At 58.7% G+C, this 15,735-nt stretch carries 17 protein-coding genes and 2 riboswitches; of the genes, 10 read left to right on the top strand and 7 right to left on the bottom strand.

What is annotated here, in order from left to right:
* Positions 1 to 96: 96 nt before the first annotated feature.
* Both B145_RS0103190 and B145_RS0103185 read right to left on the bottom strand, forming a co-directional pair.
* A complete protein-coding gene (locus tag B145_RS0103190) occupies positions 97 to 1,023 on the bottom strand; it encodes a carbohydrate kinase family protein (RefSeq protein WP_018605138.1) in 927 nt (308 codons plus the stop codon).
* Positions 1,020 to 2,237 (bottom strand): AGE family epimerase/isomerase, encoded by a 1,218-nt coding sequence (locus B145_RS0103185; RefSeq protein WP_018605137.1) that lies wholly within the window; start codon positions 2,235 to 2,237, stop codon positions 1,020 to 1,022. The genes B145_RS0103190 and B145_RS0103185 overlap by 4 nt, the downstream gene beginning before the upstream one ends.
* A gap of 178 nt (positions 2,238 to 2,415) precedes the next feature.
* Here B145_RS0103185 and B145_RS0103180 point away from each other — a divergent pair, with 178 nt between their 5' ends.
* Positions 2,416 to 3,456, top strand: a complete 1,041-nt coding sequence (locus B145_RS0103180) for a LacI family DNA-binding transcriptional regulator (RefSeq protein WP_169558532.1) — start codon at positions 2,416 to 2,418, stop codon at positions 3,454 to 3,456.
* Positions 3,457 to 3,469: 13 nt separating this feature from the next.
* The gene (locus B145_RS24245) at positions 3,470 to 3,946 is read left to right on the top strand and encodes an ASCH domain-containing protein (RefSeq protein ID WP_018605135.1); all 477 of its coding nucleotides are present in this window, start codon (positions 3,470 to 3,472) and stop codon (positions 3,944 to 3,946) included.
* A 261-nt stretch (positions 3,947 to 4,207) separates the two neighbouring features.
* Here B145_RS24245 and B145_RS0103170 read toward each other — a convergent pair whose 3' ends face one another.
* Positions 4,208 to 4,669, bottom strand: coding sequence for a winged helix-turn-helix transcriptional regulator (locus tag B145_RS0103170; protein ID WP_018605134.1), 462 nt, complete (start codon positions 4,667 to 4,669; stop codon positions 4,208 to 4,210).
* Between the two features lie 168 nt (positions 4,670 to 4,837).
* Here B145_RS0103170 and ald point away from each other — a divergent pair, with 168 nt between their 5' ends.
* Positions 4,838 to 5,950, top strand: coding sequence for an alanine dehydrogenase (ald, locus tag B145_RS0103165; RefSeq protein WP_018605133.1), 1,113 nt, complete (start codon positions 4,838 to 4,840; stop codon positions 5,948 to 5,950).
* Here the strand turns inward: ald and B145_RS24240 are convergent.
* From B145_RS24240 to B145_RS0103145, 4 genes are read right to left on the bottom strand one after another with little or no spacing between them, the layout of a single operon-like run.
* On the bottom strand, positions 5,923 to 6,771 hold the full coding sequence (locus tag B145_RS24240; RefSeq protein WP_018605132.1) for an energy-coupling factor ABC transporter ATP-binding protein: 849 nt from the start codon (positions 6,769 to 6,771) through the stop codon (positions 5,923 to 5,925). The two genes, ald and B145_RS24240, sit on opposite strands and share 28 nt — an antisense overlap.
* Positions 6,772 to 6,773: 2 nt before the next feature.
* Positions 6,774 to 7,505: a cobalt ECF transporter T component CbiQ gene (cbiQ, locus tag B145_RS0103155; protein ID WP_026258782.1), complete on the bottom strand. Its 732-nt coding sequence runs from the start codon at positions 7,503 to 7,505 to the stop codon at positions 6,774 to 6,776.
* Positions 7,492 to 7,782: an energy-coupling factor ABC transporter substrate-binding protein gene (locus B145_RS0103150; protein WP_018605130.1), complete on the bottom strand. Its 291-nt coding sequence runs from the start codon at positions 7,780 to 7,782 to the stop codon at positions 7,492 to 7,494. Before B145_RS0103150 ends, cbiQ begins: the two co-directional genes overlap by 14 nt.
* Positions 7,779 to 8,450 carry an energy-coupling factor ABC transporter permease gene (locus B145_RS0103145; RefSeq protein ID WP_018605129.1) on the bottom strand — a complete coding sequence of 224 codons (672 nt, stop codon included), beginning with the start codon at positions 8,448 to 8,450 and terminating at the stop codon, positions 7,779 to 7,781. The genes B145_RS0103150 and B145_RS0103145 overlap by 4 nt, the downstream gene beginning before the upstream one ends.
* A gap of 68 nt (positions 8,451 to 8,518) precedes the next feature.
* A riboswitch (cobalamin riboswitch) is annotated at positions 8,519 to 8,785 on the bottom strand.
* A gap of 105 nt (positions 8,786 to 8,890) precedes the next feature.
* Positions 8,891 to 9,127: riboswitch (cobalamin riboswitch) on the top strand.
* Between the two features lie 220 nt (positions 9,128 to 9,347).
* Here B145_RS0103145 and cobM point away from each other — a divergent pair.
* From cobM to B145_RS0103110, 7 genes are read left to right on the top strand one after another with little or no spacing between them, the layout of a single operon-like run.
* Complete coding sequence (gene cobM / locus B145_RS0103140) at positions 9,348 to 10,130, top strand: precorrin-4 C(11)-methyltransferase (RefSeq protein WP_018605128.1); 783 nt, start codon at positions 9,348 to 9,350, stop codon at positions 10,128 to 10,130.
* Positions 10,131 to 10,144: 14 nt separating this feature from the next.
* Positions 10,145 to 11,005: a sirohydrochlorin chelatase gene (locus B145_RS0103135; protein WP_026258781.1), complete on the top strand. Its 861-nt coding sequence runs from the start codon at positions 10,145 to 10,147 to the stop codon at positions 11,003 to 11,005.
* Positions 11,006 to 11,023: 18 nt separating this feature from the next.
* Entirely contained in the window at positions 11,024 to 11,713 is a 690-nt protein-coding gene (locus tag B145_RS0103130) for a precorrin-8X methylmutase (protein WP_018605126.1), read from the top strand.
* Positions 11,713 to 12,894, top strand: coding sequence for a cobalt-precorrin-5B (C(1))-methyltransferase (locus tag B145_RS0103125; RefSeq protein WP_018605125.1), 1,182 nt, complete (start codon positions 11,713 to 11,715; stop codon positions 12,892 to 12,894). The genes B145_RS0103130 and B145_RS0103125 overlap by 1 nt, the downstream gene beginning before the upstream one ends.
* Positions 12,891 to 14,174: a precorrin-6y C5,15-methyltransferase (decarboxylating) subunit CbiE gene (gene cbiE, locus B145_RS0103120; protein WP_018605124.1), complete on the top strand. Its 1,284-nt coding sequence runs from the start codon at positions 12,891 to 12,893 to the stop codon at positions 14,172 to 14,174. The genes B145_RS0103125 and cbiE overlap by 4 nt, the downstream gene beginning before the upstream one ends.
* Complete coding sequence (cobI, locus tag B145_RS0103115) at positions 14,171 to 14,959, top strand: precorrin-2 C(20)-methyltransferase (protein WP_018605123.1); 789 nt, start codon at positions 14,171 to 14,173, stop codon at positions 14,957 to 14,959. The genes cbiE and cobI overlap by 4 nt, the downstream gene beginning before the upstream one ends.
* Positions 14,956 to 15,735, top strand: coding sequence for a cobalamin biosynthesis central domain-containing protein (locus B145_RS0103110; RefSeq protein ID WP_018605122.1), 780 nt, complete (start codon positions 14,956 to 14,958; stop codon positions 15,733 to 15,735). The genes cobI and B145_RS0103110 overlap by 4 nt, the downstream gene beginning before the upstream one ends.

Here is a 15,735-nt window from a genome sequence, read left to right as displayed (position 1 = left end):
CCTATTCAGATGTCTTATTAACAGGGTAACTGCGATTACCAGTACTGATGCGAAAAAAAGGGGCCTGAACGGCCCCTTTTATATATGCACTAATTTTTACGCCAATATTTCCAATTGTACTTGAGTGAGCAACGCCTTGATGGTAGCTTCCGCCGGCGGCGTAGCCCCGGCAGCCAGGCAAGCCCCCGCTCCAGAGGCAATGGCAGCGCGCAGATGTTCGCCCCACCCGGCTTCCGGATGATGCATCAAATTACAGAGCATGCCTGCCAGACTGCAGTCCCCTGCCCCCACCGTATCCACAACCTGAATGACAGGCGGTTTGGCGCGCCAGACGTGTCCCTCTGCATACAGGCTCGCCCCCTCCGCCCCCCGCGTGTAGAGGAAGGCTGCAGCGGGATTCATGGCACGTAGCGTGGCAAACGCGGCGTCTTCATCCTGCGTGCGGAACAGCCCGCATAAATCTTCTTCCGACACCTTGATAAGATCGGCAATCGCCGCCATGCGTGCCAGGACAGGATCATACCGCTCGTCCATCGCCGCGCGGAAATTCGGGTCGTAACTGATCCGCACACCCTTGGCCTTGAGGTGCTCAGCCAGACTCACCAAACGCTCGGCCAGCGGCTGGCGGGCAAGGCTGATACCGCCAAAGTGCGCCCACTTGGCTTCATGCGCCCAACCTTGTGGCAAGACATTGGCATCAAAGTGCAGATCGGCGCTGTCGTCCCCCACAAAGAAGTATTTAGGCGGGTGGGTTTCATGCACAATCGCCAGCAGCGGGGATTTTGGCAAGCGCTGCATGAAGCGCATGTCCAGCTTGGCCGCTTCGCTGGCCTGCCAGAGTTCGGCGCCAAAGCAGTCCTGGCTCACTGCCCCGCCAAACGCGCTGGGCACCCCAAAACAGGCCATCACCCGGGCCACATTCCACGGCGCACCACCGGGGATGCTCGCCCAGCGGTCTGCCCCCAGGCGGATCATGTCAGTCAGCGCTTCGCCAAACGATACAAATTGCGGAAAAGAACTCATGCCTTGCTCTCCAGTTGGCCCATTGCACGCAACACGTCAAAACAGGCGCCGATGTCGTGATAATCCACCTTGCCAGCAGGGCTCTTGTCGCGCGTGTGATTAAGGTTTGCGCTATCCAGAATGCGGAACCACGCGCCCTGTTCGTGATCCACGAAATGCTGCCAGCAATAGCCCCAGATGCGTTCGTACCACGCCCAGTATTCCGCCTTGCCCGTGCGTGTGGCCAACAGCGCAGCCGCAGCGAAGCACTCAGCCTGCACCCAGTGGTATTTGTCTGCGTCACACACAGCATCATCCGGGCCAAATCCGTAATGCAGCCCGCCATGCGAACCATCCCATGCGCGTACTACAGCAGCATTGAAGAGTTCCTCAGCACGCGGCAGATGCCAATCGGCAGGGTGCAGCGCATCCAGTTGCAAGAGCAGCTTGGCCCATTCGGTAAAGTGGCCGGGCTGGTAGCCCCAGGGGCGGAAGATATTGGTCTTGTCATGGCGGTTGTAATCCCAGTCAATCGACCAATCCTGATGGTAGTGTTCCCAGATAAAGCCGCCCGCCAAGCCAGCCTGCCGCCTTGTGATTGAATTGGCCAGGGCCTCGGCACGCTCGATATAGCGCGCATCCCCTGTGGCGGTGTAGGCGTACAGCATAGCCTCACAGGAGTGCATATTGGCATTCTGGCCGCGATAGCTGGAAACCTTCCAGTCTGCACTGGCTTCGTCGGCGTAGAGCTGGAATGCGGATTCCCAAAAATGCTGCTCGGCCGTTGCAAAGGCTTCCGCCAGCCACACTTTGGCTTCGACCACCCCACATTTGAAAGCGTGGGCATAAGCCAGCATGACAAAAGCCATGCCATAACAGTGGCGGGTATTGTCCAGCACCGTGGCGCGGCCCTCGTGCCAATCAATCATCCAGGCGTAGCCGCCGCTCGCGGGGTCCAGAAACGCTGTACGCAAAAACTGCACACCATGGCGCAGCCCTTCCAGATAGCGTGCTTCCCCGGTCAATTGATAAAGCCAGGAATGCGTGACGACAAAGCGTGTGGCGCTGACCAGATGGCGGGTGCGTGCGTCATACACTGTGCCGTCATCAAGGTAGAAGTGGTACATGCCCCCGCTGGGGTCGATGGCACGACCATTGTAGAAATCCATAACCCAGCGGATGTGCTGGCGCAGGAAGGCGGGGGATTGAAAATCGGGGCGCGGCGGAATCGGCATGGCATTCTGCTCCAGAAGAAAGGAATGAGAGTCCATCAACCACTAGCTGATCAGGCAAAACTATACACGCGTACAAAAAATGTACAAGATCTGCTTTGGTGGGGCTTTCCCTAGCGCGTCTGGCTCCGTATACTCCATACTGTTCAATGGCTTTTATAATTTTCAAGAAAATCAACACGTGTCCTCAGATACCCCTGCCCCCTCTCCAAATACGGCTGTCACCATGCAGGACGTGGCTGACGCGGCCGGATTGTCACGTACCACCGTCTCGAAATACTTCAACGGCAGCACGAGCCTGAAGGCATCCACCCGTACCTTGATCGAGAGGACCTGCGCGGATCTGCACTATGTGCCCGATCTGCACGCCGTCAGTCTGGTCAAGGGGCGCTCCCAACTCATTGGCGTGGTGCTGCCGGTGATTGCGGATGCTTTTTATGGCGAGGTGCTGCGCCACATGGACGAGATGGCCCGCGCCGCAGGCCAGCAACTGGTGGTGCTATGCTCACACAATGATGCTGCAATCGAAGAGGCCGCCTTGCGCACCCTGCGTGCAATGAAGGTGCGTGGCGCCGTAGTTACCGCAGTGGCCTCGGACCGCAACCGGGCACTGTATGCCAGCCTGGAAGCGGAAATGCGCATCGTGTTTTTGGATAGCTATGTGCAAGCGGACTGCAATTTCGTGATGAACGACAATGTGCAGAGCATGACGCTTCTGGTCGACTACCTACTCGAACGCGGGCACGCCCCCGCCTACCTCAGCGCCCCAGCAGTTGCACGCCCCTCGCATGACGAACGACTATTAGGCTACACTCAGGCAATGCAGCGCGCCGGGCAACGCCCGCGCATCATTCCTGCCAACACCGGCACACTCAGTTGGGATTTCGAAGCCTATGCGCTGCAAACCGTCAGCCAATGGCTGGCGAGCGGAGAATGGCTGCATGACAAGATCGGCGCCCTGGTCTGCGCCACCGACCGGCTGGCACTGGGCGCCATGGCCGCATTTCGCCGCATCGGCAAAACCCCTGGCCAGGACATCCTGTTTGCCGGGCACGACGACGTACCGATGTGCGAATACATCCACCCCGCGCTCACCACCGCACGGCAAGACCTCGCCGCGATCGGCCAAGCCGCAATCGAATGCCTCCTGCAGCCTGACAAGCAAAAAACCCGTTACCAGCGCCGCTTTCCCGCCAGCCTGGTGATCAGGGACTCGGCCTGAAGTTGACTGAACCATGAATCCACCATCAAAACTAGATGAAGTCCTCCGCCATCTGAACGACAAAGGCATCACACTGCCTCCAGGCAAGATTCACATCACCGGGTATGGCGACGAAGCAGAACTCTCGAACGCTTTGCTCGCCCTGATTCGAAACGGCAAAAAACGGGCCGGAACAAGTCTTGTCTGGCAACATGAGTACGACAACGAAGCCTGGGCCGAGGTCGGGGATATCGAAATCGTGCTTGACCACTCGGGCAATCCATCGATTGTCACCCGAATCGCACACTGCGAGATTCTTCCGTTCAAGAGCGTGAATGCCGAATACGCTGCAATGGAAGGTGAAGGCGATGGATCACTCAATTACTGGCGACAGGCGCACTGGGATTACTTTTCCAGGGTTTGCACTGAAATTGGAAAGTCCCCCAGCGAAGACATGCTCGTCGTATGCAGCGTTTTTGAAGTCATTCACATTTTCCCCCGAACAGACTAACGCTTGCCCCAGGACGGGAACGTAAAAGCCTCCGATTTAGGGTTTGTAACGCGTTTTGAGGTCAATACAGATTTCATGAGCTGTTATGCGCTCCAACAGGTGGGTGGCGCACATCACACAGAATGGTGAATTCCAGCGGAGGATCTGGAATGGCTCAACGACAATATTGTGGGGCAGATCGAAGTCATCCACGAATTCCGGGCCTGAATTCCTGGCCTGATATCTGCACTCGGTTCGCCCGCACATCGCGGGCACGGGAATTCATACCTCAATGATATGGCTTTCCTTGGTTTCCTCCATCACCACATAGCTACGGGACTCGATTGCCCTGGGCAGCTTGAGGAGGATGCGGCCAAGCAGGTCGCGGTAATCGCGCATGTCGGGAATGCGGGCTTTGATGAGGTAGTCGAATTCCCCTGCCACGAGGTGGCACTCCAGCACCTCGGGCACCAGCGCCAATTCCCGTTTGACGGCGTCGAAAATCTCCGAGGATTTCTGCGACAGGCGCAATTCCACAAACACCAGCACACGCAGGCCGAGCAACTCGGGGTCCAGATGGGCGTGGTAGCCGGTGATCACCCGTTCGCGCTCCAGGCGCTTGACGCGCTCGCTCACCGGGGTGGCCGATAGCCCCACCCGAGCGGCCAGTTCACTTATGGTAATCCGTGCATCACGCTGAAGGATGGCGAGGATTTTGCGGTCCGTTTTGTCCAGTTCAAGCATTTCACTACCCTGGGGAGGATTTGCGCCCGATTATAGTGACATCCACTTCAAACTCAACAAATTGAAGTTACTTTCGCCATAAATCACTTCATATACTGGATTTACCTGCCGACCTCCCCAAAACCCCCGTCGGTTCCGTGTTCCCCTATTTTTGATTTGGAGCGTGCCATGTTTGTAGGAGTTCCCAAGGAGATCAAGAACCACGAATACCGGGTCGGCCTGACCCCGGCTTCGGTCCGTGAGTTGGTCAGTCAAGGCCATACCGTGCTGGTCGAGCATGGTGCCGGTAGCGGTATTGGCGCCTCAGACGAGGAGTACCGTGCCGCCGGGGCGACTGTGCTGCCCACAGCCAAGGAGGTGTTTGCGCAGTCCGAGATGATCGTCAAGGTCAAGGAGCCGCAAGCAGCCGAGCGTGCCATGCTGCGCCCGGGCCAGTTACTGTTCACCTATCTGCATCTGGCCCCTGATCCTGAGCAGGCGAAGGAGCTGCTCGCCAGCGGCGCCACCTGTATCGCGTATGAAACGGTAACGGCTGCCGATGGCTCGCTACCCCTACTGGCCCCGATGTCTGAAGTGGCAGGCCGAATGAGTATCCAGGCGGGGGCGCATTGCCTGGAAAAAGCAGCGGGTGGCCGTGGCGTACTGCTCAGCGGTGTGCCGGGCGTGGAGCCGGGCAAGGTCGTCATACTCGGCGGGGGGATTGTCGGCAGCAATGCCGCCCTGGTTGCTGCAGGCATGGGCGCAGATGTCACGGTACTGGACCGCAGCCCGGCTGTGCTACGCCGCTTGGCCGCTCAATTTGGCACCCGCGTGAAAACCGTGCATGCCAACAAGGATTCGGTTGAAGCGGCGGTATGTCAGGCGGATTTGGTGATCGGCGCCGTGCTGATCCCCGGTGCCGCCGCCCCCAAGCTGGTGACCCGCGCCATGCTGCCCAAGATGAAACCGGGCTCGGTCATCGTCGACGTGGCAATCGACCAGGGTGGGTGCTGCGAAACTTCCGAGGCCACCACCCACGATGCCCCAACCTATGTGATTGATGGCGTGGTGCATTACTGCGTGGCGAATATGCCGGGCGCGGTGGCGCGAACGTCCACCTACGCGCTCAATGCAGCCACCCTACCTTTCGCCCTGGCCCTGGCCAACAAGGGCTGGAAAGCCGCCGTGCGTGAGGACGCACATCTGCGGCGCGGCCTGAATATCAGTGGCGGCAAGCTGACCTGCAAGGAAGTGGCCGATGCGCTGAATCTGCCTTACACCGCACCGGAAACACTGATCTGATCTACGGCCAAAGGATGTGCTGCCAGCACGGCCAGCACATCCTCCTCGGTTCGGAGGTGTTGCGCTGGCAGCCCCAAGCCTTGCAAACGGGCTGCCAGTCGCGCCACAAAAGGCACCTCTAGCGAAGCCTGCTTCATGGCATTGGCATCAGACAGCACGGTCTGTGCATCCCCCTGCGCGATTACCCTGCCCTGTGCGAACAAAGCCACCTCATCGGCAAAGGCCAGCGCCAATCCGGCGTCATGCGTGGTAAAAACCAGCGTCGTCTCGGCCAACGCCCCAAGTGCCTCCAGGAGTTGGCGGGTTCCCAAATAGTCCAGTCCTGCGGTAGGTTCATCCAGCAGCAACACTTCAGGCTGCATCGCCAATGCGCCCGCAATGGCCACACGCTTCTTTTGCCCAAAAGAAAGCATATGCGGGGCTTTCTCTGCCAGCGCAGAAATTCCCATAGCATGCAGCGCCGCATCCACCCGGTCACGGACTTGATCAGGAGGCAATTCCAGATTCAACGGGCCGAACGATACATCTTCTGCTACGGAAGAAGCAAAAAGCTGGTCATCGGCATCCTGCAAAACCAGCCCAACACGCCGCCGCCATGCCGCCAGTGCAGTGCGCGAATAAGCGGCCTCCACCCCATCAAGCAAAACCCGCCCCTGCGCAGGCCGCAATGAGCCATTCAGGTGCAGCAGCAAAGTCGTCTTGCCTGCCCCGTTCGGGCCAAGAATTGCAAGCCTGCGCCCACGCTTCACCGTCAGACTCAATCCTGCCAATGCATCGCCACCGCCGGGGTAGGCGTAGTGTAAGGCTTCCGCCACAATCATGCTCACTGCATCACCCTTCCCGCCCACAGTACACAAATCCAGCCCCATACAATCGCGGCCACACGCCACCAGGACACGGGCACCGCAGACGCCTGCACCCGTAGCTCCCCATTCCAGTTACGGGCAGCCAAGCCGATCTCCATATGCCGTGCGCGTTCAAATGCTCGCGGCAACAAATTGGCAACGAGCATCCCCAGGCAGCGCAGACGGCGCATCGGCGTTACATGCCCCAGGCGGGCTGCTTGCGCCGCATGCATGGTGGCAGCCGTTTCTGCAATCTGGAACAAAAACCGGTAGGTAAGCAAGGCGATCTCCGCCACATCGCGCGGCAGGCCCACGCGACGCATACCACAGAGCAAATCTGTCGCAGGCGTAGTCAGGGCAAGGAAACACACGCAGACCGTTGCGGCAAAACTACGCCCTATCAGCGTAAAAGCTGCCGCCACACCGCTGGCCACAAAATGAATCCCATTAGCATCCACTGAGAACAGAAAGGTGAGCGCCCCCAACACAACAAACCCTGCTGGGATGCACAGCACTCGCAGCAGGAAGCCGAACGGAATTCTGGCGCCCCATACTGCCGCAGCCATCAATGCACAGGAAACCAAAGTCCCTGTTACCCACCCCGGTTGCCCTATCACCACGCCCAAACCACCCAATCCAAGGCAGATTTTTTCGATCAATGCGTGGTGGCGCCACGCATTGCCATGTGCAAGCTGATCAATGATCAACATTGCGGCGCTGGGCTTCGTGACGACGACCGATGACATAGCCCAGCAAGCCTGCCCCTAATGCAGCCTGCAAAGCAAAAAGAAGGCTCTCGATTTCCTTGCTGGGGGGCACCCACAGTGGCTCAAACCAGGGTTTATAGCCGGGTTTCAGGCTTGCAATGGCTTGGGTTGCACGATCATCCGTACCCGCAAACTCACCGCCAAAAGCGGGAATCACAAGCGGTATCACAATGATCAGGCAGGCCACGAGCAGCAGTATTACTGAGGAATACTTCTTCATGCCCGCTTCCTTTCCTCAACCATGCCAAACGAATCCAAATGCCCGATTCTGGCAGAGAGCGCATTGATTGCCACCACCGTCAGCAAACCTTCGGCAACCGCCAGAGGCAACTGCGTGATGGCAAAAATGCCGGCGAACTTGGCGAATGCACCACCAAAATGGCTCACCGGATCAGGATAGGCCCAGGCAAGCTGGGCAGAAGTCGTCAGATAAGTCGCCAAATCCCCTATGGCGGCCGCCAAGCACACTGCCACGGCCTGCGATAGCCCCAGTTTGCGCGAGCACTGCCACACCGCCCAACTCACCCAGGGGCCGACAATCGCCATGGAGAAAACATTGGCGCCCAAGGTCGTCAGCCCCCCATGCGCGAGCAATAAGGCCTGGAAAAGCAGCACGATCGTGCCAAGCAAAGCCATAACGGAAGGACCGAACATGACTGCCCCGAGCCCTGTACCCGTAGGATGGGAGCATGATCCGGTCACGCTCGGCATTTTCAGTGCGGAGAGTACAAACGTGAACGCCCCGGCAGCGGCAACGCTCAAGCGGGCTTCAGGATGCCGGGCCACGATCTTCCTGAATGACACGACACCTGCAGCCACAAAGGGGGCAGAAGCAGCAAACCAGCCCACCGCGTGCGCGACAGGCAGGTAACCTTCCATGATATGCATAATGAAACCACCTTGAAATGGGCACGCCATACAGGAACACCCACCGGGACACCCCGCCCGGCAATGCGTATAGCGCTCAAACGATGGCAGGTCTCCTGGCTTGCGGGTCCATGATCCAGGCCGAGCCTTCCCGGTCTCGCTGCCTTGCCCGGTGGAGAGCAAGACGACCAGTGGCATAGAGGAGCCAGAACCTCACCGCTTACAGTTGCGGGGGCAGCCACGGCACAACGCCTGAGCACGTCTGACCATGCCACATGATGCGTATCCCGTGTTCCCTTTTCACCCCTGCACACACCGAATATGCATGCAGAGGAACCATCTGGGGATGCACGATAGAGGGGTTCAGCCCCTGCGTCAAGCACCTTGAAATGCTCAAAACCCTGTTTGTGGACGGGTTTTCAAACGATAAAGAACGGTTTACTTCCCTTGCCGGTTTGGCATAGTATCCACCCCATTCGGGTGCTCAGTGCCATTGCCATGGCCTGGGTGAAACGGGAAGCCGGTGCGGAGAGACGCTCTCCCAGTCCGGCGCAGCCCCCGCTGCTGTAGGCCTGAGAAACAGCTCACCACGAGCAGTTTCTGATCGAACCACCAAACGCCACTGTGCTCACGCATGGGAAGGTAGGTGGGGATGAATGCAGGCAAGCCAGAAGACCGGCCCGGATGTACTTGGTTGTGGTGTTACCCCGGGGTGTGGGTCGCTTGGCCGCTGGATCACAGAAAGCACTTTTCCCGCCTTGGGGCGCGGACATTTAACAGGCTTATTGCGATCCGCGAATCCATTCGAGCATTGATACTTCCCGGGTTTATGCCATCGGCACAAACTGTTTCCGGGAGCCTTATGCGTTTTCATTTCGTCTTCGCCTCGCAGGCAATTCACTTGGCAGGCTCACACGTATGAGCGGCAAAGTGTGGTTTGTGGGTGCAGGCCCTGGCGACCCTGATCTGCTCACCGTCAAAGGCGTTCGCCTGCTGGAGTCCGCCGGAGCAATTTTGTATGCGGGCTCGCTCGTTGACCGTGCAGCCACCTACTATGCTCCGGCAGGCTGTGCGATCCGCGATTCGCGGGACATGACCCTGGAAGAAATCGTCGCCTGGCTCATTGATGCCGCCCACAAGCATGACAACATAGTACGTCTGCAAACCGGTGACCCAGGCCTGTACGGCGCCCTGGTCGAAATGACCCGCCCATTGGATGACCAAGGCATCGCCTGGGGCGTCGTGCCGGGGGTATCCTCTGCCTTTGCCTCGGCCGCCGCCGCCGGGGAAAGCCTGACCCTGCCGGAAGTCACGCAGACAGTCATCCTGACCCGCGTGGCGGGCCGCACCCCCATGCCCCCTGGCGAAGACCTGGAAGCCTTGGCGGCTCACCGCTGCACCTTATGCATTTTCCTGTCCATCACCCTGCTGCATGAGGTGCAAAAAGCGCTGCGCACAGCAGGCTGGCCGGAGGATGCGCCGATCGTGGTGGTGCAAAAGGCCAGTTGGCCCGGAGAGGAAAAGATTGTGCGTGGCACACTCGCCAACATCAAAAGTCTTTGCCAAGAGCAGAAGATCGCCTCACAAGCCATGATTATCGCCAGCCCGGCGTTGGGCGCACGAGACTGGGAGACGATTGCCCGCTCCAAACTCTATGACCCGGCCTTTACCCATCGCTTTCGTCGCGCCTCCAGCGCCTGAACCGGATACGACATATGGATAATACAACTCTACTTCTCGTTGGGCATGGTTCCCGTAACGTCGAAGGGAATCAGGAAATCATGCGTTTTGCCGAGCAGTGGCGGGCTCGTCACCCCGATTGGCGCATTGAAGTCTGCTTCATCGAGCATGCCGAAATCCTGCTCAACGGCGGACTCGACCATGCCGCGCAAGGCGCTCGCCGCGTCATGGTGATCCCTTTCATTCTCAATGCTGCAGGGCACGTGAAGATGGAGCTGCCCGCAGCCATGGAAGCGGCCCGCCAGCGCCACCCGCACGTGCATTTTGAATGCGTGCGCCACCTGGGCATGGGGCGGGAAATCTTTGCCGTACTCATCGCGCAGCTTGAGCACCTGATGCAGGAACTGGATATGCCAGACCCCCACAACACAGGGGTGATCCTGCTTGGGCGCGGATCTTCAGACGCCGGGGCAAACAGCGAACTGGCCAAGATGGCACGCTGGATTTTTGAAGAAACCGACCACGATCTGGTCGACATCGCCTTCACCAGCATCACCTGGCCGCGCCTAGAAACGGTGGTGCAGCGGCAGATCACCCTGGGGATGCGGCAAATTGCCATTATCCCGGTCTATCTTTTCACTGGCGTGCTGATAGACCGCATCCAGGCCCAGACAGCCCGATTGCGCCAGCAATACCCACAAACAGCCTTTGCTCTGAGCGCCCACTTCGGGTTTGACCCCGGGATATTCGATCTGCTTGATATGCGCGCCACTAACCAGGACAATTCACAGGCAAGCCTGCTAGAGTGCGATGGTTGCAAGTACCGGGCAGACGCCCAGGCCCACCACCTGCACGATCATACTCACACGGCAATCCACATTCATGCTCACGCCTGACCTGCTGACGAATGAAAAATGAATACTAACTCCTCCAAACCACTTGTCACCGAACAATTGACGCCAGTAGGTCAGGCCATCGAGTACGATTCCTTTGCCATTATTGATGCAGAGGTCGGCTCCCATCGCTATGACCTACACCAGTGGCCAATCGTGCGGAGGATGATCCATGCCAACGCGGATTTCGATTTCAATGGCCTGACCGAATTCCACCCGGATGCCGTCAGCGCTGGTGTCATGGCGCTACTGAGCCGCAACTCAAGCATTGTGGCTGACGTGGAGATGATTTGCGTGGGGCTCTCAACCACGCGCCTGAGCCATTTCAAAATCCGCCCGCACCAATTCATCTCCGACGTGGATGTCATCGCCCAGGCACGCGCAGAAAACACCACCCGTGCCACCCAGGCCATACGCAAGGCCCACAGCCTGGGCCTGCTAAATGGCGCCATCGTCTGCATTGGCAATGCCCCCACAGCGCTGATCGAACTCATCCGCCTGATCCGTGAAGAACATATCCGCCCGGCCTTGGTAGTCGGCATGCCGGTGGGATTTGTTTCGGCAGCAGAATCCAAAGACATGCTAGCCGAATTGGATAACATCCCCTGGATCATCGTGCGAGGCCGCAAAGGGGGCTCCACGCTGGTTGTCGCAGCCATCCACGCCCTGATGCAACTGGCCGAGCAGCACGAACGAGCGACTCGCAGGTAATGTCAGCCCAACCCACAGAGAACAGCGCGCCAGCAGAAAAAGTCCGCAAAGGCGATGCCAAGCGTGATCGGGGTAATCGCACGGGTTTCACCACCGGTGCAAATGCGGCTGCAGCAGCCGTTGCCGCCACGCTTGGGCTGGTGGAGGGCAAGGTGCCCGAGCGCGTCCTCTGCCAGCTGCCCAACGGGCAACAGACTGAATTTGCCATCCACGATGGCAGGATTGAAGACAACACGGCACATGCTGTCAGCATCAAAGATGCGGGCGACGACCCGGATGCCACCCAGGGCGCCCATCTCACGGTTGATGTGCGCCGCATTGCCGATGGGCTTGGTGCCATCATCCTCAAAGGTGGCGCTGGCATCGGCACAGTCACCAAGGATGGCCTGGGCTTGGAGGTAGGCGGGCCCGCCATCAACCCTGTGCCCCGGCGCAACATCACGGAAAATGTCAAACGCGTAGGTGAAACCATCCTTGCACAAGGAGATAGTCTCGAAGTCACCGTATCGGTTCCCGGCGGTGAAGAGATGGCCCGCAAAACCCTCAACGCACGCCTAGGCATTCTCGGTGGCATCTCGATCCTGGGTACCACCGGCATCGTGCGCCCCTACTCGACGGCAGCTTTCCGCGCCAGCGTCGTGCAGGCCATTGACGTAGCTGCCCGCCAGGGGCAGCGTAGCGTGGTGTTTACCACCGGGGGGCGCACCGAAAAATTCGCCATGCGCGAACTGCCGGAATTGGCTGAATCGTGCTTCGTACAGATGGGCGATTTTGTCAAAGCCGCCTTCCAGACTGCCATTAAGCGCAAGATGACAAACATATACATCGGCGCGATGGTGGGCAAACTCACAAAAATGGGCCAGGGCCTCGCTGTCACCCATGCCTGGAAAGAAGCGGTTGACCGCGATCTCCTCGCGGACTGCGCCCACCAGGTAGGTGCCCCTGCCGATCTGGTCGAAGAAATCCGCGCCGCAGAAACCGCCCGCTTCGCCGCTGAACGCCTGCAGGCACTCGGGCTGGCTATCGCCTTCCACCGCGAATTGGCAATCCGGGCCATTCGCAGCCTACGTCAGCAGCATGCAGGCCCCTATACTCTGACAGTTTTGGTCTGTGATTTTGAAGGCCAACTCATCGTGCGCGTAGAACAAGACGAAGCAAACCTCCCCGGCACACAATCATGACGCAATCCCCTACTGACACCCTTATTGGCATACTTGACAACGGTTGGGCCGGGCTCACTGAGCCTGCGCGCCAACGCATCTTCGGCGCCCAATTGATCATCGGCGCAGGCCGGACCTTGGAACTGATTCGCCCCCATATCCCTACGCATATCGAATGCCGGGACATGGATGGCCACGTTCGTGAAGTTGCAGACTGGGTTCTGCAAGCCCGCATGTCAGGCCAGAACGCCGTCATTCTCGCAACCGGAGATCCCTTGTGCCATGGGATTGGCAGCCTGCTCGGCAATCGATTGGAGAATCTAGAAATACTCCCCAATCTATCGTGCCTACAACTAGCCTTTGCCCATTTCGCCCGCCCCAGCCAAATCTACCGCATCGCCTCCTGCCACGGCCCGGATAGCGGTGAATGGGCGAATGACAACAGCAATACTCCAGCACATAGCCTCTACGACCTGATGCAGGCCATCAGCCGTAATCCTCACGTCGCCGCCTTCACCAGCCCGGAAAACACGCCTGCCCGCATTGCACGGGCTCTTCTGGCGGCAGGATATGACAGCTCGGACATCCGGATTTCCGTCGCTGCACGCCTGCACCTGCCTGACGAAGCGCTCTTTGAAAACCTCTCGCTGCAAGAAGCGGCACAAACAGAGTTTCCACAACCCAACGTGGTGCTCATTGAGCATCTATCCGTACCCAGGCAGGCGATCTTCGGTTTCGCAGACGCAGACTACATTCAGCGTCAGCCAGAAAAAGGCTTGATTACAAAACAGGAGGTGCGTGCAGTATCGCTTGCTCGCCTGGGAATTCATGAAGATAGCATCATCTGGGACATCGGCGCAGGCTCTGGCTCAGTGGGACTGGAAGCAGCCAGACTGGCCTGTCAAGGCCACGTCTATGCCATTGAAAAGAACGTGGATGATGCTGCCAATGCCCGCGTCAACGCCCGCCGCCTGCGTGCCACCAACTACACGCTGATTGAAGGCAAAGCCCCGGCAGGCCTGGAACAATGGCCCGCCCCAGATGCCGTTTTCATCGGTGGGTCAGGAGGAGAACTGGCGCAGTTGATTGCGCTGATTCTGGATCGCCTCAAACCCGGTGGGCATCTGGTGATGAATTTCGTGACCTTGGAGAACCTCGCGGTTGCAACCCAAACGCTTGCCACGCACAGGGCAAATTGGGACGTGGTACAACTCCAGGCCTCGCGTAGCCAACCCATTCTGGATATGCACAGAATGGCTGCACAAAACCCCGTATGGATTGTTTCTGCACAAAAACCATGACACCGACTCAAGACAAAGTCACATACGGACGCCTGATTGGTGCCTCGCTTGGCCCAGGCGATCCCGGCCTCATTACCCGGCGCGCCTGGGAGGCACTGCATTCGGGTGCCCGTTGGATTTATCCCGTCAAAAAGGCAGAAGAAAGGTCTTATGCTTTGGACATTGTCTGCCGGGCCGGTCTGGAATTACCTGCGGATATCGAGCCGCTTGTCTTCCCCATGACACGCGATGCGACCATTCTTGCCAAAGCCTGGGCACGGGCAGCGGCACGCACCTTGGAGTTGCTGGCAGAAGGGCGTGATCTGGTCTTTCTGGTAGAGGGTGACGCCTCCACTTTTGCGACCTTCAGCCATCTAGCACGTGCTGTGCGCGAAATCACGCCCGAAGTGGAAGTGGAAACCATCGCTGGCGTATCCTCATTTTCCGCTGCCGCAGCTTGTGTAGGCAAAGCACTGGCGGAAGAGGATGAAACCATCGCAGTGATCCCTGCGGCATACGGCATCTCAGTCATCGACCACCTGTTGGATGAGTTCGACACCCTGATCCTCATGAAGGTCAAACCGCTGGTCGACGAGATCATCGAATTGCTCGAACAGCGCGATCTACTTGCCACAAGCTGCTTCATTGAGCGTGTAGGCGCGCCGGATCAGCGCGTCGTGACTGATCTGGCCAGCCTGAAGGGGCAATGCGTCAATTATTTGTCATTGATGCTGGTACAAAACCCCAAGCGTGCCCGGGGCGAACTGCGCCGCGGTTGCCGCAAGCGCAAGGAGGCAGTAGCATGAGCACCCCGGTCATCGCCCGCTCCACGGCAGCCTCGCGTACTGCAGTGGTTTCCATCACGCGCCATGGCATTACTTGCGCAGGCAAGATCATTGCAGCACTGCCTGGTGCCCATCTCTATGCGCCGGAGAAGTTCGCCGCCGAAGCAGCGACAGCCTCTCCTGCCTCCCATACTTGCTATGCGGGCAAGCTTGGGGAACAGATTCCCATACTGTTTGCTCAATATGACGCTATCGTGGCTGTGGTTTCACTGGGCGCCCTGGTCCGCCTGATTGCGCCCTGCATCCTGGACAAGTCAAAAGACCCTGCGATTGTCGTAGTGGACGAAGGCAGCCGTTTCGTCATTCCAGTTCTCTCCGGGCATCTAGGTGGCGCCAACGAACTGGCCGGACATCTGGCGACAGCACTCGGCGCCACGCCAGTATTGACGACAGCCTCAGATTCACGCCAAACCCTGGCTGTTGATCTGCTGGGCCGCGAACTCGGTTGGCATTTTGAGGCCAGCCATGACGAGCTGGTTCGCGCCAGCGCCGCTGTGGTCAATGATGAGCCTATTGCCCTAGTACAGGAAGCTGGCTCGCCAGACTGGTGGCGGAACCACGCCAACGGACGCAGCAGCCAGCTTCCCAAGAATATCCATTGTTTTACCCGGCTCGAAGAGATTACGCCAGAAGCATTCTCTGCGATCCTGTGGATCAGTGATCGTGATCTGCCACAGACCTGGACGGATAGGCTGGCGGGCAAGCGCATCATCTACCGGGTCGGCACCAAATCATAA

The organism is Uliginosibacterium gangwonense DSM 18521, assembly GCF_000373965.1.
Classification (GTDB): Bacteria; Pseudomonadota; Gammaproteobacteria; order Burkholderiales; family Rhodocyclaceae; genus Uliginosibacterium; species Uliginosibacterium gangwonense.
Note: the sequence above shows the minus strand (reverse complement) of the source record. Positions and strands in the feature narration are given on the sequence as shown.

Excerpts from the sequence above, each read along its gene's own strand:
- B145_RS0103190 (WP_018605138.1), bottom strand. The coding sequence starts at position 1,023 with ATGAGTTCTTTTCCGCAATTTGTATCGTTTGGCGAAGCGCTGACTGAC.
- B145_RS0103185 (WP_018605137.1), bottom strand. The coding sequence starts at position 2,237 with ATGCCGATTCCGCCGCGCCCCGATTTTCAATCCCCCGCCTTCCTGCGC.
- B145_RS24245 (WP_018605135.1), top strand. The coding sequence starts at position 3,470 with ATGAATCCACCATCAAAACTAGATGAAGTCCTCCGCCATCTGAACGAC.
- B145_RS0103170 (WP_018605134.1), bottom strand. The coding sequence starts at position 4,669 with ATGCTTGAACTGGACAAAACGGACCGCAAAATCCTCGCCATCCTTCAG.
- ald (WP_018605133.1), top strand. The coding sequence starts at position 4,838 with ATGTTTGTAGGAGTTCCCAAGGAGATCAAGAACCACGAATACCGGGTC.
- B145_RS24240 (WP_018605132.1), bottom strand. The coding sequence starts at position 6,771 with ATGATTGTGGCGGAAGCCTTACACTACGCCTACCCCGGCGGTGGCGAT.
- cbiQ (WP_026258782.1), bottom strand. The coding sequence starts at position 7,505 with ATGTTGATCATTGATCAGCTTGCACATGGCAATGCGTGGCGCCACCAC.
- B145_RS0103150 (WP_018605130.1), bottom strand. The coding sequence starts at position 7,782 with ATGAAGAAGTATTCCTCAGTAATACTGCTGCTCGTGGCCTGCCTGATC.
- B145_RS0103145 (WP_018605129.1), bottom strand. The coding sequence starts at position 8,450 with ATGCATATCATGGAAGGTTACCTGCCTGTCGCGCACGCGGTGGGCTGG.
- cobM (WP_018605128.1), top strand. The coding sequence starts at position 9,348 with ATGAGCGGCAAAGTGTGGTTTGTGGGTGCAGGCCCTGGCGACCCTGAT.
- B145_RS0103135 (WP_026258781.1), top strand. The coding sequence starts at position 10,145 with ATGGATAATACAACTCTACTTCTCGTTGGGCATGGTTCCCGTAACGTC.
- B145_RS0103130 (WP_018605126.1), top strand. The coding sequence starts at position 11,024 with ATGAATACTAACTCCTCCAAACCACTTGTCACCGAACAATTGACGCCA.
- B145_RS0103125 (WP_018605125.1), top strand. The coding sequence starts at position 11,713 with ATGTCAGCCCAACCCACAGAGAACAGCGCGCCAGCAGAAAAAGTCCGC.
- cbiE (WP_018605124.1), top strand. The coding sequence starts at position 12,891 with ATGACGCAATCCCCTACTGACACCCTTATTGGCATACTTGACAACGGT.
- cobI (WP_018605123.1), top strand. The coding sequence starts at position 14,171 with ATGACACCGACTCAAGACAAAGTCACATACGGACGCCTGATTGGTGCC.
- B145_RS0103110 (WP_018605122.1), top strand. The coding sequence starts at position 14,956 with ATGAGCACCCCGGTCATCGCCCGCTCCACGGCAGCCTCGCGTACTGCA.